Annotated in this window: 17 protein-coding genes; 10 read left to right on the forward strand and 7 right to left on the reverse strand. The window is 71.4% G+C overall.

Going from position 1 to position 14,604, the window contains the following annotated elements; genetic code table 11:
• Window positions 1-171: 171 nt before the first annotated feature.
• Complete coding sequence (gene fabV, locus ABKA19_RS03775; RefSeq protein ID WP_353687723.1) at window positions 172-1,377, forward strand: enoyl-ACP reductase FabV; 1,206 nt, start codon at window positions 172-174, stop codon at window positions 1,375-1,377.
• 179 nt (window positions 1,378-1,556) lie between these two features.
• On the opposite strand, the gene ABKA19_RS03780 is transcribed toward fabV, so the two are convergent.
• Both ABKA19_RS03780 and ABKA19_RS03785 read right to left on the reverse strand, forming a co-directional pair.
• Window positions 1,557-1,925, reverse strand: a complete 369-nt coding sequence (locus ABKA19_RS03780; RefSeq protein ID WP_162378256.1) for a response regulator — start codon at window positions 1,923-1,925, stop codon at window positions 1,557-1,559.
• 38 nt (window positions 1,926-1,963) lie between these two features.
• Entirely contained in the window at window positions 1,964-4,351 is a 2,388-nt protein-coding gene (locus ABKA19_RS03785; RefSeq protein ID WP_353687724.1) for a PAS domain-containing protein, read from the reverse strand.
• A 142-nt stretch (window positions 4,352-4,493) separates the two neighbouring features.
• Between ABKA19_RS03785 and ABKA19_RS03790 the strand changes: the two genes are divergently transcribed.
• Complete coding sequence (locus ABKA19_RS03790) at window positions 4,494-5,486, forward strand: hypothetical protein (protein ID WP_353687725.1); 993 nt, start codon at window positions 4,494-4,496, stop codon at window positions 5,484-5,486.
• A gap of 18 nt (window positions 5,487-5,504) precedes the next feature.
• Here ABKA19_RS03790 and ABKA19_RS03795 read toward each other — a convergent pair whose 3' ends face one another.
• Entirely contained in the window at window positions 5,505-5,747 is a 243-nt protein-coding gene (locus ABKA19_RS03795; protein ID WP_162378259.1) for a DUF3297 family protein, read from the reverse strand.
• A 183-nt stretch (window positions 5,748-5,930) separates the two neighbouring features.
• Here ABKA19_RS03795 and ABKA19_RS03800 point away from each other — a divergent pair, with 183 nt between their 5' ends.
• From ABKA19_RS03800 to ABKA19_RS03830, 7 genes are all read left to right on the forward strand, one after another.
• Window positions 5,931-6,485: a YaeQ family protein gene (locus ABKA19_RS03800; RefSeq protein ID WP_353687726.1), complete on the forward strand. Its 555-nt coding sequence runs from the start codon at window positions 5,931-5,933 to the stop codon at window positions 6,483-6,485.
• A gap of 2 nt (window positions 6,486-6,487) precedes the next feature.
• Window positions 6,488-7,675, forward strand: a complete 1,188-nt coding sequence (locus ABKA19_RS03805; RefSeq protein WP_502945698.1) for a BaiN/RdsA family NAD(P)/FAD-dependent oxidoreductase — start codon at window positions 6,488-6,490, stop codon at window positions 7,673-7,675.
• Between the two features lie 291 nt (window positions 7,676-7,966).
• On the forward strand, window positions 7,967-8,443 hold the full coding sequence (locus ABKA19_RS03810) for a DUF421 domain-containing protein (protein WP_353688040.1): 477 nt from the start codon (window positions 7,967-7,969) through the stop codon (window positions 8,441-8,443).
• A gap of 145 nt (window positions 8,444-8,588) precedes the next feature.
• Complete coding sequence (locus tag ABKA19_RS03815; protein WP_353687727.1) at window positions 8,589-8,888, forward strand: hypothetical protein; 300 nt, start codon at window positions 8,589-8,591, stop codon at window positions 8,886-8,888.
• Between the two features lie 155 nt (window positions 8,889-9,043).
• Window positions 9,044-10,312, forward strand: coding sequence for a histidine kinase (locus ABKA19_RS03820; RefSeq protein ID WP_353687728.1), 1,269 nt, complete (start codon window positions 9,044-9,046; stop codon window positions 10,310-10,312).
• Window positions 10,305-11,075 carry a LytR/AlgR family response regulator transcription factor gene (locus ABKA19_RS03825; RefSeq protein ID WP_353687729.1) on the forward strand — a complete coding sequence of 257 codons (771 nt, stop codon included), beginning with the start codon at window positions 10,305-10,307 and terminating at the stop codon, window positions 11,073-11,075. The genes ABKA19_RS03820 and ABKA19_RS03825 overlap by 8 nt, the downstream gene beginning before the upstream one ends.
• A 79-nt stretch (window positions 11,076-11,154) precedes the next feature.
• Window positions 11,155-11,517, forward strand: a complete 363-nt coding sequence (locus ABKA19_RS03830) for a hypothetical protein (RefSeq protein WP_353687730.1) — start codon at window positions 11,155-11,157, stop codon at window positions 11,515-11,517.
• 19 nt (window positions 11,518-11,536) lie between these two features.
• On the opposite strand, the gene ABKA19_RS03835 is transcribed toward ABKA19_RS03830, so the two are convergent.
• The 3 genes from ABKA19_RS03835 to msrB all read right to left on the reverse strand — a co-directional run bounded on the left by ABKA19_RS03835 (window position 11,537) and on the right by msrB (window position 13,299).
• A complete protein-coding gene (locus tag ABKA19_RS03835; RefSeq protein ID WP_353687731.1) occupies window positions 11,537-12,268 on the reverse strand; it encodes a TspO-related membrane protein in 732 nt (243 codons plus the stop codon).
• 129 nt (window positions 12,269-12,397) lie between these two features.
• Window positions 12,398-12,772, reverse strand: coding sequence for a YciI family protein (locus ABKA19_RS03840; RefSeq protein ID WP_353687732.1), 375 nt, complete (start codon window positions 12,770-12,772; stop codon window positions 12,398-12,400).
• A gap of 62 nt (window positions 12,773-12,834) precedes the next feature.
• Window positions 12,835-13,299, reverse strand: a complete 465-nt coding sequence (gene msrB, locus ABKA19_RS03845; RefSeq protein ID WP_162378266.1) for a peptide-methionine (R)-S-oxide reductase MsrB — start codon at window positions 13,297-13,299, stop codon at window positions 12,835-12,837.
• Window positions 13,300-13,502: 203 nt separating this feature from the next.
• Here msrB and ABKA19_RS03850 point away from each other — a divergent pair, with 203 nt between their 5' ends.
• Complete coding sequence (locus ABKA19_RS03850; protein WP_353687733.1) at window positions 13,503-13,907, forward strand: host attachment family protein; 405 nt, start codon at window positions 13,503-13,505, stop codon at window positions 13,905-13,907.
• 19 nt (window positions 13,908-13,926) lie between these two features.
• Here the strand turns inward: ABKA19_RS03850 and ABKA19_RS03855 are convergent, their stop codons facing one another.
• Complete coding sequence (locus tag ABKA19_RS03855) at window positions 13,927-14,478, reverse strand: DUF3016 domain-containing protein (protein ID WP_353687734.1); 552 nt, start codon at window positions 14,476-14,478, stop codon at window positions 13,927-13,929.
• Window positions 14,479-14,604 lie beyond the last annotated feature (126 nt).

The raw sequence follows: 14,604 nt of genomic DNA on the forward strand, positions 1-14,604 counted from the left end.
GCCAGGGCAGCGGGGTAGAGCCCCGCTCTACGCGTTCGGCCGCGACGGGGTCGCCGGCGCATTCCCGCCATACGCCGCAGAAGGGTCGTTTTTCGGCCGGTGGAATTAGACTGTGCCTCTCCGCTGGCGCCCCCCGCGCCCGCGCTCCCCTCCGCATCCGAGAGAGTCCGCGTGGTCATCCATCCCAAGGTCCGAGGCTTCATCTGCACCACCGCCCATCCCGTGGGCTGCGAGAAGAACGTGCTGGACCAGGTCCTGTACGTGCAGTCGAAGGGCATCCGCCACGACGGCCCCAAGCGGGTGCTGGTGATCGGTTCCTCGACCGGCTACGGGCTGGCCGCGCGCATCACCGCTGCGTTCGGCTACGGCGCCGCTACCCTGGGCGTGTTCTTCGAGAAGCCCGGCACCGAGAAGAAGACCGGCAACGCCGGCTGGTACAACTCGGCCGCGTTCGACAAGCTGGCCAAGCAGGCCGGGTTGTGGAGCCGCTCGATCAACGGCGACGCGTTCTCCGACGAAGTGCGGGAGAAGGCGATCGAGCTGGCCCGCGAGATGGGCGGGCCGATCGACCTGGTGGTCTACTCGCTGGCCTCGCCGGTGCGCCGCCTGCCCGACACCGGCGAGCTCAAGCGTTCGGCGCTCAAGCCGATCGGCCAGCCGTACGAGGCCACCGCGGTGGACACCAACCGCGACCAGGTCATCCATGCCACGGTCGAGCCGGCCAGCGAGCAGGAGATCGCCGACACCATCCGGGTGATGGGCGGCGAGGACTGGGAGCTGTGGATCGACGCGCTCTCCAGGGCCGGCGTGCTGGCGCCGGACGCCAAGACCGTGGCCTTCAGCTACATCGGCACCGAGATCACCTGGCCGATCTACTGGCACGGCGCGCTTGGCAAGGCCAAGGAAGACCTGGACCGCGCCGCGCATGCGATCGACGCCGCGCTCAAGCCCGGCGGTGGCCAGGGCAATGTCGCCGTGCTCAAGTCGGTGGTGACCCAGGCCAGCGCCGCCATCCCGGTGATGCCGCTGTACATCGCCATCGTCTACCGGATCATGAAGGCCAAGGGCCTGCACGAAGGCACGATCGAGCAGCTCGAGCGCACCTTCCGCGAGCACCTGTACGCGACCGACCCGCCGCCGACCGACGACTCCAACCGCCTGCGCCTGGACGACCGCGAGCTGCGCGACGACGTGCAGCAGGCCTGCCGCGACCTGTGGCCGACGGTGACGACGGAGAACCTGTTCGAGGTCACCGACTACGCGACCTACAAGCACGACTTCCTGAAGCTGTTCGGCTTCGAGCGCGACGACGTGGACTACGACGCCGACGTCGATCCGGTCACCCCGTTCGACGTGGTCGACCTGACCGGCGAATAATCCGTCGCGCCTCGTAGAGCGGGGCTCGCCCCGCTGCTCGTCTTTCCGCGAGGCCACGGCGTAGAGCGGGGCTTGCCCCGCTGCTCTTCCTGCCCACGAGGCCACGACAGCGGGGCAAGCCCCGCTCTACGGGCGGGCGACGAGAACGCCTTACGCCATCGTCCGGCCGCCGGATGGGCTCAGCCGCGCGCGGTCGCCGCTTCCACGCAGTCGCGCAGCTCCTTCAGCCGGAACGGCTTGCCGAGCAGCACCAGGCCCGGTTCCAGCTGCACGTCGGTGTAGCCGGATACGACGATCACCGCCGCCTGCGGATGGCGGCCGCGCACCTCCCGCGCCAGGTCCGAACCGGACATGCCCGGCATCAGGTGGTCGGTGATCAGCAGCGACGGCACCAGCCCGCGTTCCAGTTCGCGCAGGGCGTCCTCGGCCGAATCGGCCTCCACCACCTCGTAGCCCATGTCGAGCAGGACGTCGGCCGTGCACATCCGCACCCCCGCCTCGTCGTCCACCACCAGGGCCACCGCCTTGTGCGGTTCGCTCGTCGCCATCGGGAATTTCCTGTCGTTCGTCGTCTTGGTGGAGGGAATCATGCCGCCGTGGCCGGAAGCCACAGCTCCATCGTCGTGCCGCGACCGGGCAGGCTGTCGATCCGCAGTTCGCCGCCCAGCTGCGACGCCAGGCCATGGACCATCGACAGCCCGAGGCCGGTGCCCTTGCCCAGGCCCTTGGTGGTGAAGAAGGGCTCGACCGCCCGCCTTCGGGTGGCCTCGTCCATGCCCCGGCCGGTATCGGCCACGGCGATCACCACATAGTCCCCGGCCGGCAACGCAGCGTCGCGGCCAGACTCTAGCGCCTGCCCGCGTGCCGACAGCGTGAGCGTGCCGCCGTCGGGCATCGCGTCGCGCGCGTTCACCCCGAGGTTGAGCAGCGCCATCTCCAGCTGGTTGCCGTCGGCATGGGCGCGCAGCGGCGCCGACCCGCGTTCCACGACGATGCGGATGCGCGGATCGAAGCTGCTGCGCAGCAGCTCGGCGATGCCGTCGACCAGCAGGCCGATGTCCACCGCCACCGCCTGCAGCGGCTGCCGCCGGGCGAAGGCCAGCAGGCGCTGCACCAGCATGGCCGCGCGCTCGGCCGACTGCCGCGCCACCGCCAGGGTGCGCGCGCGCCGCTCGGGGCGCGCGTCGGGGTCGTCGGCCAGCTCCAGCGCCGCCATGATCGGGGTGAGCAGGTTGTTGAAGTCGTGGGCCACGCCACCGGTGAGCTGGCCCATCGCCTCGAGCTTCTGCGACTGGCGCAGCGCCTCCTCGGTAGCGCGGCGCTCGGTGATGTCCAGCGCCTCCGGCACCACCGCGCTGATCCTGCCCGAGGCGTCGTACAGCGGCCGCAGCGACAGGTCGAAGGTGCGCTGGCCGGCCGGCAGGCTCAGGGTGATCTCCTCGCGCACCACCTCGCCGGCGCGCGCGCGCGCGAACGCCTGGCGCATGCGCTCGCCCATGCCGGGCGAGCTGGCGAACCAGGGCGTCTCCCACATCGGCAGGCCGACCACTTCCTCGAGCCCGCGCCCGATCGCGTCCAGCGCAGTCCGGTTGGCGTCCTCGAGGGTGCCGTCCAGCGCGCAGCGGCCCTGCAGCTGGTGGCTGGTCTCGAACAGGCTGCGCAGCAGCGCCTGCGAATCGGCCAGCGCGCGCGCGTCCGCGTTGAGCTCGGTCACGTCGCGTGCGCTGCAGTAGAACTTGCCGCCCTCCGGCGAGGCCACCCACGACAGCGTGCGGTAGTCGCCGTCGCGCGTGCGCAGCCGGCACTCGAAGCCGAGCATCGGCTCGCCGGCGTGCAGCCGGGCCCGCGCCTCCATCGCCGCCGGCATGTCCTCGGGGTGGACCAGATCGCGCACCGGGTGCCGGGCCAGCTCGGCGCTGGTCCAGCCGAGCGTGCGTTCCCAGGCCGGGTTGGTCTTCTCCAGTACGCCGTCGCCATTGAGCACGCCGAGCATGTCCGGCGTGACCTGCCAGGTCAGCGAGCGCTCCTGCGCATGTTCGGCGACCTGGCGCTCAAGGTCCTGGTTGAGCGCCTGCAGCCGGGCTTCGCTGAGCGCGCGCGCGCTCACGTCCATGCCGGTGACGAAGATGCCGTCGATGCTGCCGTCGGGCGCGCGCATGGGCTGGTAGACGAAATCCAGCTGCCGCTCGGTCACCGGTCCGTCCGGCTCGGCCTGCTCGCGGAACACCGCGCCCTGGGCCACGAACGGCACGCCGGAGGCGTAGACCCGGTCGAGCACGTCCACCCAGCCCTGGGCGGTCGCGTCCGGCAGGGCCTCGGCGACCGCCTTGCCGATCACGTTCCGGTCGCCGACCACGCGCAGGTAGCTGGAATTGGCGAACTCGAAGCGGTGCCCGGGCCCACGCAGCAGCGCCATGAACGCCGGCGACAGCTCGAACATGCGCGCGAGGCGGTTGTTCTCGTCGGCCAGCCGCTGTTCGGTCAGTACCCGGCGGGTGGTCTCGTGGGTGACGTTGAGCATCGCCACCACCCGCCCGTCCGGATCGCGCACCGGGGTATAGGTGAAGGTCCACCAGGTGTCCTCGGCAAAGCCATGCCGCTGCATGCGCAGGTGCATGTCTTCCACCCAGGTGGCGGTGCCGGCCATGGCGGTCTCCGCCAGCGGGCGGATGTCCTCCCACAGTTCGGACCATACTTCGCGGATCGGTTCGCCGAGCGCGGACGGCTCCTTGGCGGCAAGCACCTGCATGTACGGATCGTTGTAGAAGAGCAGCAGGTCCGGGCCCCAGCCCACGCACATGGCGAAGCGCGAGCCGAGCATGATCGACAGCACCGTCTTCAACTCGGGCGGCCACCGGGCCGGCGGGCCCAGCGGATGCGCCGACCAGTCGTGGCGGGCGATCCGCCCGGCTACCAGGCCTCCGCCGCGAAGGAACTCGATGCCGTCTAACGAGGTGGTGGCGGTATCGGGCATGGACGCTGCGGAAGGCGGAAGCAGACGGGATGCTGGCATATCCCGTGCATGAACGGCGTGCACGATGTCATGGGCGCCGGGGAACTCGCGCGGCCCACCCGCGGTCATCGGGGCCTACGACAAGCGGAGACGCCATTCCCCCGTGCACGACCCGTGGACCTCACGCCGGGATGACGACCTCCTGCCGCGCCTGGTGGCAGCCGCGGCCACGCTCGCGTTGCTGGTGCTGGCGGCGAAGCTCCTGCTCGGACCACCGCGTGCGCTGCGTGCCGCGCCCACCGATCCGTCCCGGGTGCAATTGGTGTTCGTCGCGCGCCCACCCGCGGCAGGGTCTGCCTTGCCGCCCGAGGCTTCGCCGCCGGTGCCCGCCGTGCGCGACATCGGCGCCTCGCCCCCGCCACGCGGGCCCGAAGCCGCGGCAAGCCCCGGTACGCCGGACCGCGCGCGGCCGGCAGCGACGCGGCCGGCGGCCGGCGCGCCGCTGTACGACGCCGACGGTCGCGTGCGCCTGCCGGCGGACGACCGCTGGAGCGCCGCCGATGGGATGGCGACGCCAGCGGCCGAGGACGCCGCCACGCGCCTGCTGCAACCACGCAACCCGGTGGAAGTGCGTTCGACGCGATTCGCCAAGGACTGGATCAGCGACGGCGATGCGGCCGACGTGGTCCAGCAGCAGATCCTGCGGGCGCAGCGCAAGATCGCCGAGTTCCTGTTCGGCAAGGACATCAAGCACGCCACCGCGCGCCCGTCGCCCGACGTACGCTTCAATCCGGCCCGGCACGAGCGCGACACCGACCTGGGCAGCGAGGCCACCGGCGACGCGTACAAGGCCGCGCCGATCAGCTACCAGCCCGCGCCCGGCTTGGATGGCACGGCGAGCCGCCGCATCCGCGAACAGGTGGCCGCGCTCGAGGCCGCGTACGGGCGTTGCGATCGAGGGCGCCTGGAAAAACTCATGCAGCCGCTGCTGCTGCACCTGGACGAACTGCAGAAGGTCGAGGCCGCCAAGGCGGCCGGCGCCGATCCGGTGCGCGCCGAGCACATGCTGCCCAATGCGGCCAACAGCGCCTACGACCTGGCCCGCCGCGCGCTATGGCATGCCGACGACCGCATGGCCGCCGCCTGCGCCGGCTGAGGAGCGGGTGCGGACCGGTCAGGCCGGTTCGATGAAGTACGGTTCGACCGTGCCCTTGACCTTGATCGTCATCGGATTGCCGCGCCGGTCGCGCGAGCGGCCGACCTGGACCCGGATCCAGCCCTCGCTGACCGAGTACTCCTCGACGTTGTCGCGTTCCTGGCCGTTGAAGCGGATGCCCACGCCGCGCTCGATGATCGCCGCGTCGTGGAACGGGCTGCGCGGATCCAGGGCCAGTCGATCGGGAGGGGTGTCGCTCATTCGCAATGCCGCACGGCGTGCCGGCACCGCCGGCGGGGCCGCAAGCATACCTGCCCGGCGCGGCGCAGGCATGCCCGTGCGTGGCCCTTGAAGCCGGGAGCGACGGGCGGGGGGCGGTATCATGCAACTTTCCCTCCGCCACCGCGCCGCCTCCGACCGGAGCTGGCCACCCCAGGACTGTCCATGGCACTGAAAGCCACCGTCGTGCGTGCCGAACTGCAGATCAGCGACATGGATCGCCATTACTACGCGACCCACCCGCTGACCCTGGCCCAGCATCCGTCCGAGACCGACGAGCGCCTGGTCGTGCGCCTGCTGGCGTTCGCCCTGTACGCCGACGAGCGCCTGGAGTTCGGCCGCGGCCTGAGCACCGACGAAGACCCGGACCTGTGGCAGCGCGACTACACCGGCGAGGTCGAACGCTGGATCGAGCTGGGCCAGCCGGACGAGTCGCGGGTGCGCAAGGCCTGCGGCCGTGCGCGCGAGGTGGTGGTGCTCAACTACGGCGGCCGCGCCGCCGACCTGTGGTGGGAGAAGAGCGCGCGCACGCTGGCCCGCCACGACAACCTGGTGGTGCTCGACCTGCCGGACGACCAGGTCCAGGCGCTGGCCGCCCTCTACTCGCGCGGGCTGCGCTGGACGGTGATGGTCCAGGACGGCGAGGTCAGCCTGCTCGATGCCGAGGGCAGGGAGCTGGTCGTGCGCCCGGTCCTGCGCACCGGTACCGCGGCGGCCTGACCTTGCAGCACTGCGACGCGATCGTCGTCGGTGCCGGCGCCGCCGGCCTGATGGCCGCGCTCACCGCCGGCGGCCGCGGCCTGCGCGTGCTGGTGGTCGAGCACGCCAACAAGGTCGGCAAGAAGATCCTGATGTCCGGCGGCGGGCGCTGCAACTTCACCAACACCGGGACCACGCCGGCCAACTACCTGTCGGCGAACCCGCATTTCTGCAAGTCGGCGCTGGCGCGCTACACGCCCTGGCACTTCATCGACCTGGTCGACCGGCACCGCATCGCCTGGCACGAGAAGACCCTGGGCCAGCTGTTCTGCGACGTGTCGTCCAAGCTGGTGGTGAAGATGCTGCTGGACGAATGCGCCGCGGCCGGAGTGGAGATCCGCACCCACTGCGCGATCGAGTCGGTCGAGCAAGCCGATGGCGGCGGCTTCCGGCTGCGCACCGCGCAGGGCGCGTTCGCCGCGCCGGCGCTGGTCGTGGCCAGCGGGGGCCTGTCGATTCCCAGCCTGGGCGCGACCGGCTTCGGCTACGAACTGGCGCGCCGCTTCGGCCATGCGGTGCTGCCCACGCGCGCAGGCCTGGTGCCGCTGACCCTCAGCGGCAAGCACCAGGAGCGCCTGGCCGACCTGTCCGGGGTGGCGCTGCCGGTGCAGGCGCGCTGCAACGGGCAGTCCTTCGCCGAGGCGCTGTTGTTCACCCACCGTGGCGTCAGCGGGCCGGCGATCCTGCAGATCTCGTCCTACTGGCAGCCCGGCGACGAACTGCGGCTGGACCTGCTGCCGGGGCGCGACGCGCACGAGTGGCTGCGGGTGCAGCAGAAGCAGCGCCCGGATGCGGAGCTGAAGACGGTGCTGGCCGATGCGTTGCCGCGGCGATTCGCCCAGCGCCTGTGCGAGTTCTGGTTGCCGAACCGGCCGATGCGCCAGTTCGATCCGCCGCAACTGCGCGAGGTCGCCGCGGTGCTGGCCGACTGGCCCCTGGTCGCCAGCGGTACCGAAGGCTACCGCACCGCCGAGGTCACCCTGGGCGGCGTGGACACCGATGGCGTCTCGTCCAGCACGATGCAGTCGCGCCAAGTGCCCGGCCTGTACTTCGTCGGCGAAGTGCTGGACGTGACCGGCTGGCTGGGCGGTTACAACTTCCAGTGGGCCTGGGCCTCGGGCCACGCCGCCGGCATGGCCCTGGCCGCGTAGAGCGGGCCTTGCCCCGCTGCTCCCGGGCCGTGCCGTGTTTCGTAGAGCGGGGCTTGCCCCGCTGCTCCAAGGCCGTGCGGTGTTGCGTAGAGCGGGGCTTGCCCCGCCACTCCAAGGCCGTGCCGCCGCGCATGTAGCGGTGCAAGCCCCGCTCTACGGGGACGCCCGTTGGGTCCGCCTCCCTCCACGGCCGCAGCGGCGTACCCCCGCGGGTGAATTCACCGCCGTTTTACGCAGCGCGGACACCAATGGCGCACGGTCGCGGTGGCGCGACGGCGGAGTGCTCCGATGCTGGAAAGCCTGTTCGAGCTGGCGATGCCGTGGTGGGAGTTCGTCCTGCGCGCGGTGGCGGTCTATGTCGTGGTCCTGGTGCTGGTGCGGCTGACCGGCAAGCGCACGGTCGGGCAGTTCACCCCGTTCGACCTGCTGCTGGTGGTCCTGCTCGGCACCGCGGTGCAGAACTCGCTGATCGGCGAAGACACCTCGCTCGTCGGTGGACTGATCCTGGCGGCGACCCTGCTGGGGCTGAACTGGGGCGTGGGTTTCGTCACCGCGCGCAGCCAGGCCGCCGACCGGATGGTGGAGGGCGAGCCGGTGGTGCTGGCGCGCAAGGGCGAAGTGTTCTGGGAGGCGCTGCGCCGCCAGAACGTGAGCCGCGCCGATTTCGAGTCGGCCAAGCGCAAGGCCCAGTGCGACGACGATCGCCGGATCGAGATCGCCGTGCTGGAAACCAGCGGCGAGATCACCCTGATCACGCGCGAGGACTGAACGCTTCAGAGGCGCGCGCCTGCTTTCACCCGCTCCCGACGTCGGCGATGGAATGCTCGCGCCGCAGGGTGGCCAATGCCGGCGACGCCGGTCACAGCGGGCAGCAACCATGGACAACGCGCAACCACCACCACGGAAGGTGGTCATGATCGACCTCGACCGCGAGCGCGAACACTGGCGCCAGCGCTACCACGCGCTGCCGCGGGCACGCGCGATGCGCAGCTTCGCCCGCTACTGGCCGGTGGTGTGCGCGGCCTACGACGTGTTCCTCAACCATCCGCGCGCGCCGCGGGCGGAAGCGGCGCGCCTGTACCTGCAGCGCGAGGACGTCAGCGCCAGCCTGCTGACCGAGGAGGAGGCGCGCACCGTGTTCGAGCGCGCCTGGTCGCGCCTGGACGACGTGGCCGGCGCGGCCGGCAACACCGAGAGCACCGACAGCGCCTAGCCGCGCGATCCCGACCTACCCGCCCGGGAGGGCCGGAACCGGAGCGGTCCCTGGCGGGGTTTCGTCGTCCGATTCCCGGCTTCGTCGCATGCGGGCTTCCGCCGGCGCGGGCGGCGGCTATGCTCCGCGGCACCTGAAACGCTTCCCGGTGCCACGTGTCCGCCAGCCTGTTCCTGATCCTGCGCATCCTCTTCGCCTGGGCCGTGGCGATCCTGCTGGCCGGTTTCGTCTGGGGCGGGCTGTTCGGCGATGTCGGCGCGATCTTCTGGCTGCTGGCCTGGGGTTCGATGGCCCTGGCGGTGCTGGGCGCGGTCACTCACCTGCGCCGGGTACGCCTGGCCGCCGGCCGCCTGGATGCGGCGGTGCTGAGCAACCACCAGCAACGGCGGATCGAACTGCCGCTGGACGCCGGCGCGGCCTTCGACCTGGTCGAGGCGGCGGTGCGCGAGCTGCCGCGGGTGGAGGACATCGAGGCCTCGCGCGGCAGCCTGCAGGTACGGGCGAAGGTGCGCCGCAGCGATCCGTTCGGCGGCAACCAGCCCTCGAAATGGAACGTGCTGGCGCGCTTCGCCATCACCCGCGACCGCGTCCTGGCCACGGTGGTGCCGGGCGAGGGCACCAGCAGCGCCACCCTGCTGTGCGAGCCCGACGCGCCGCACTGGGTCGACCTGTTCGCCCTGGACGAGGGCACCAGCTACGAGAACGCCGAGGCGCTGCAGCGCTCGGTCACCCGCCGCGTCGCCGAGCAGCGCCGCGACGAACAGGCGCAGGCCGAGCGCAGCGCCACCGACAACGCGCTGACCGTGGCCCGGCTGAACCTGCTGCAGGCACAGGTCGAGCCGCACTTCCTCTACAACACCCTGGCCAACGCCCAGGTGCTGGCGCGCACCGACCCGCCGCGCGCCGACGAGATGCTCGGCCACCTGATCCAGTACCTGCGCCGTTCGCTGCCGCGCGAGCACGACACCCTGTCCACCCTGGGCGAGGAACTGGAGCGCACCCGCGCCTACCTGGAGATCCTCAAGATCCGGATGGGCGCGCGGCTGGAACTGAAGGTCGAGGTGCCCGAATCGCTCAAGGCCCTGCAGCTGCCGTCGATGATGCTGCAGACGCTGGTGGAGAACGCGATCAAGCACGGGCTCGAGCCCAAGCCCGGCGGCGGCACCGTCTGGATCCTGGCGCGCCGCTTCGAGGACCACGCCACCGTGACCGTGGCCGACGATGGCCAAGGCTTCGGCAGCGCGACCGCGGGCACCGGCATCGGCCTGAAGAACCTGCGCGAACGCCTGCGCCTGACCTACGACGAGCGCGCCTCGTTCTCGATCGTGTCCAACTTCCCCAGTGGCGTGGCCGCCACCCTGACCCTGCCGCTGCCCGCCGACACCGGCACCGGCACCGGCACCGAGGAGCGTCGCGATGTTTGAGTGTGTCGTCGCCGAGGACGAGGAGCTGCTGCGCACCTCGCTGCTGCTGCAGCTGGGCGAGGTGTGGCCGGGCCTGCGGATCGTGGCCGAATGCGAGGATGGCGCCAGCGCGCTGGAAGCCATCGCCGAGCACAAGCCTGACGTGGCCTTCCTCGACATCCGCATGCCGGGCCTGACCGGGATCGAGGTCGCCGCCGCGCTGTCGGAGGTGAGCCCGCGCACCCAGGTCGTGTTCGTCACCGCCTACGATCAGTATGCGATCGACGCCTTCGAGCAAGGCGCGGTCGACTACCTGCTCAAGCCGGTGGCGCGCGACCGCCTGCAGGCGACGGTGCAGCGACTGCAGGCGCGGGTGGCCGCCGGACGGCCGGACCCGGCCACGCTCGAGGCGCTGCTGCAGCACCTCGCCAAGCGGCCGGCCGAGCCGGAAGCCGCGCCGCCGCTGGCCTGGATCACCGCCAACAGCGGCCGCGAAACCAAGCTGATCATGCTCGACGAGGTCGCCTACTTCCGCGCCGACAGCAAGTACACGGTGGTCGTGACCGCCGAGGGCGAGGCCCTGTTGCGCACGCCGCTGAAGGAACTGCTCGAGGCGCTGGACCCGCGGCAGTTCCGCCAGGTCCACCGCTCGACCATCGTCAACCTCAAGGCCGTGGCGTCGGTGGTCCGCGACGACAGCGGCAAGGGCACGTTGCGGCTGAAGGGGCGCAGCGAAACGTTGCCGGTCAGCGTGCCGTTCATGGCGCTGTTCAAGGGCATGTGAGCCGGACCGCCGTATCCGCCATCGCCGGCCTGTCCCGCTCCCCGGCGGGGGCCGGCCCTCCCGTTTCCCGAGGTGTGAAATGCGACTGCTGACCACCCTGCTGTCCTGCCTGCTCTCGCTGTTCGGCTGCGATACGCGCCCGAGCACCACCAGCATCACCCGCGTAGTCGACCAGGGCACCGAGACCCTCTTCAGCAAGACCACGACGGTGGACGGCGTCGCCACCTTCGAGTGCTTCGCCAGCCGCAGCGGCGGTTGCCACTACCGCATCTACGAGGAGCGCTGCGAAGGCGCGGCCGGTGCCGCGAACGAGGCAGGCGCGTGCACGCGGAAGACGCTGGACGCGTTCGCGCTGACCGTGGGCAAACGCCGCCAGGTCGAAGGCCTGCCCGCGGCGTTCCGGCTGTGCGTGGGCGAGGACGACGCGTCCGGTTGCGGCTGAGGCTGCCGCGGCGAGGGTGTCAGGCCCGGCGCCGGGCGCGCAGCCACAAGGTCTGCGCCGCCAGCAGCGCCGCGATCGCCGCGGCCACCCAGGTGGCGATGCCGGCGCCGGGCAGGGCGGAGCGCGACTGCTCGACCACCACGGCGACCAGGCCCCAGAGCGCGGCGGCGGCGTAGGCGAAGTTGCCGCGCATGCGCCGGTTGAGCTCCAGCAGCAGCGCGGCCGCGGCCGCGAACAGCAGCAGGCTCGGCACCAGCTGCGCATCCTGCTGGGTCCATCCGAAGGCCAGCGCCGACTGCGCCAGGTTGAGGAACGCCGCCAGCGAGAGCCAGCCGGCGTGCAGCGACAGTGGCAACCAGGCCCAGGTGCGGCCGTGCTCGGCGCGCGACAGCTGCAGGGCGGCCCAGGCCAGGCAGCCCAGGGCGCCGAAGATCACCAGCAGGCACAACCAGAACAGCCCCTGCGAGAACAGCGGCATCCATACCGCGGTCAGGGCGAAACCGGCGGCAGCGGCCGGGGCGATCCGGCCGAGCAGGGCGTCGTCGCGACGCCGTCCGGTCGCCTGCCATGCCGCGTACACCACGTCGAGCAGGAAGATCAGGCCCCAGATCGAGAAGGCATACCCGGCCGCGACCAGCAGCGTGGGATAGCGGTCGGAAACCGTGCCGTTGTCCGGGCCGAACGCGCCGGACTGCGACCACCAGGACACCACCGGCATCGCCAGGGCGAACAGCAGGACCAGCACGCGCATGGGCCACCTCCGTCGGGGTTTCGGACCAGCGCGCACGCTAGCAGGCCGCCGCGCGCAGGATGCGTGAAACCGGCACGCCCGTGGGCTGCGTTGCGGAGGGGCCGGGTGGAGGGAGCGGTGCGGCGCGGATCAGGCGCCGACGCGTTCGCGTTCGGCTTCCATGTCCGCCACCGGCCGCACTTCCATGCTGCCGTAGCGTGCCCAGGGGAACCGGCTGGCCAGCTCGACCGCCTGCTCCAGCGAGTCGGCCTCGACCAGGTTGTAGCCGGCCAGCACTTCCTTGGTCTCGGCGAACGGCCCGTCGAACACGGTGGAGCGGCCCTCGCGGATGCGCACGGTGCGCGCCTGCGCCGGCGATTCGAGCTTGTTGAAGCCCAACAGGGTGCCCTGCGATGCGAGCGTGTCGGCATGGCGGATGCAGTGGCGCATCTCGCCGTCGTATTGCTCGGCGGTGGCCTGGTCGAGCAGTTCCGGATCGATGTAGACCAGCAGCAGGTATTTCATGCGCGACGCACCTGGGACAGACACGGAGGGTGCATGGTAACCGCGTGCAGGCGGCACTGCGTTCAGGCAGGCCCGGCTTCGGCACCGCCGCGGCGCAGGGGATCGGGGAGCGGGTCGGCGGCGTCGACGAAGGCCAGGGATACCGAGTTCAGGCAATGGCGCTCGCCGGTCGGTGGCGGACCGTCGGGAAACACGTGGCCCAGGTGGCTGCCGCAGCGCGCGCAGACGATCTCGGTGCGGACCATGCCGTGGCTGGTATCGCGGATGCGGCCCAGGTGGGCCTCGTCGTACGGGGCGAAGAAGCTGGGCCAGCCGGTCCCCGAATCGAACTTGGTGCTGGAGCGGAACAGCGGCAGTCCGCACAGCCGGCAGCAGTAGGTGCCTTCGCGCTTGTTGTCGAGGAACACCCCGCAGAACGGGGCCTCGGTCCCGTGCTGGAGCAGCACGCGCGCTTCCTCGGCGGAGAGTCCGGCGACCAGCGCATCGCGCTGCTGCGGGGTGGGCGGGCTGAGGTCGAAGCGGCTCATGGCGTCTCCTGGGTTGCAGCGGGGATGATGCACGACCGTGGCCGGCATGAGGTCACAGATGGAGGCAACGGCCGGCCACTGCAAGCCCGCGCCCCTTCCGGGCCGGGGGTGCGCCGCCCGTCTACGGAATCGTGACGATCCCTGCGCGCGGCCCTAACACCCGGCCGCCTAGGTTCAACGCTCACTTGGATGCAGGAGATGCCATGCGCAGGATCCCACGCGAAACCTGGGTGCTGGTGGCCGACGGTGCGTCGGCCCGGCTGTTCCGCAACCTCGGCGGCGAGAACGGCGCGGTGAAGCTGCACCAGGAGGAGGCCCTGGTCCTCGACCCGGCCGAAGGCGTGATGCCATCGGTGCTGCCGGCGGACGTGCCGGCGCGCGAGATCGACGAGGCCTCCTTTGCCCGGCAGCTGGCGCACCGGCTCAACCAGGACGCACTGGAGGGCCGCTACGCGCACCTGGTGCTGGCCGCCGATCCGCAGACGCTGGGCCAGATCCGGCCGCACCTGCACGAGGGCGCGCGCAGCCGGCTGCTGGCCGAGCTTCCCAAGAACTACACCAACGCCCCGCGCGAGCAGATCGAGCGGGCGCTGGCGCGGGAGTTCTGAGGCCGGCGGGCCGCGGCGGTCAGGCCTGCGGCGCCGGCAGTTCGCGCCGCAGCCAGTCGTCGATCATGCGCTTCTCGAAGCGCAGGTTGTCGGTATCGACCGGCGTGGCATTCTGCAGGTAGCTCATGTCCGACAGCTTGCGCTCGCCCTCGGCCAGGACCTGGCCGTCGGCGCCGGTGATGCGCACGTTGAGCGTCATCCGCGGCGGATAGATGTCGCGCATCACCCGCACGTGGCCGTAGTTGATGCCCATCCAGGGCTCGTAGCGGCCGGCGCGCTGGATGTCGGTGATGGTCACCTCCATCTGCTGCCCGGCGGGCAGGCGCCGCGCCGCCTGTTGCTGGAGGTGGCGGGCCAGTTCGGCCACCCAGCTGCCCTGCTGTGCTTCCCAGCGGTTATTGCTGAAGCGGATGTCGGAGAACTGGGCCGGGTCGGTCCACTCGACGCTCACCGGCCCGTCGGCGGGCAGGGCGCGAGGCAGGGCCGGGTCGGTGACCACGCTGCGCGCGCCGGCCAGCGTCGGCGCCAAGACCAGCGCGGCCAGCAATGGCAGCAGGTAACGGGTTCGCATGGCACGTTCCTCGGTGGGGCCGTGCCCGATTCTGCGCCGGCCCGAGCCATGCGGTGAAGCGGACGCAGGCGTCCGTTGCCGGCCCTTCAGGCGGCCGCGGCGCGCACCGCCGCAAAGCTGAAGCGC

Source organism: Pseudoxanthomonas sp. Soil82 (assembly GCF_040446535.1).
In the GTDB taxonomy this organism is placed as follows: Bacteria; Pseudomonadota; Gammaproteobacteria; order Xanthomonadales; family Xanthomonadaceae; genus Pseudoxanthomonas; species Pseudoxanthomonas kaohsiungensis.

Coding starts and splice junctions, on each gene's coding strand:
- ABKA19_RS03780 (WP_162378256.1), bottom strand. CDS start 1,925: ATGGCGACGAGCGAACCGCACAAGGCGGTGGCCCTGGTGGTGGACGAC.
- ABKA19_RS03785 (WP_353687724.1), bottom strand. CDS start 4,351: ATGCCCGATACCGCCACCACCTCGTTAGACGGCATCGAGTTCCTTCGC.
- ABKA19_RS03795 (WP_162378259.1), bottom strand. CDS start 5,747: ATGAGCGACACCCCTCCCGATCGACTGGCCCTGGATCCGCGCAGCCCG.
- ABKA19_RS03800 (WP_353687726.1), top strand. CDS start 5,931: ATGGCACTGAAAGCCACCGTCGTGCGTGCCGAACTGCAGATCAGCGAC.
- ABKA19_RS03815 (WP_353687727.1), top strand. CDS start 8,589: ATGATCGACCTCGACCGCGAGCGCGAACACTGGCGCCAGCGCTACCAC.
- ABKA19_RS03825 (WP_353687729.1), top strand. CDS start 10,305: ATGTTTGAGTGTGTCGTCGCCGAGGACGAGGAGCTGCTGCGCACCTCG.
- ABKA19_RS03830 (WP_353687730.1), top strand. CDS start 11,155: ATGCGACTGCTGACCACCCTGCTGTCCTGCCTGCTCTCGCTGTTCGGC.
- ABKA19_RS03835 (WP_353687731.1), bottom strand. CDS start 12,268: ATGCGCGTGCTGGTCCTGCTGTTCGCCCTGGCGATGCCGGTGGTGTCC.
- ABKA19_RS03840 (WP_353687732.1), bottom strand. CDS start 12,772: ATGAAATACCTGCTGCTGGTCTACATCGATCCGGAACTGCTCGACCAG.
- msrB (WP_162378266.1), bottom strand. CDS start 13,299: ATGAGCCGCTTCGACCTCAGCCCGCCCACCCCGCAGCAGCGCGATGCG.
- ABKA19_RS03850 (WP_353687733.1), top strand. CDS start 13,503: ATGCGCAGGATCCCACGCGAAACCTGGGTGCTGGTGGCCGACGGTGCG.
- ABKA19_RS03855 (WP_353687734.1), bottom strand. CDS start 14,478: ATGCGAACCCGTTACCTGCTGCCATTGCTGGCCGCGCTGGTCTTGGCG.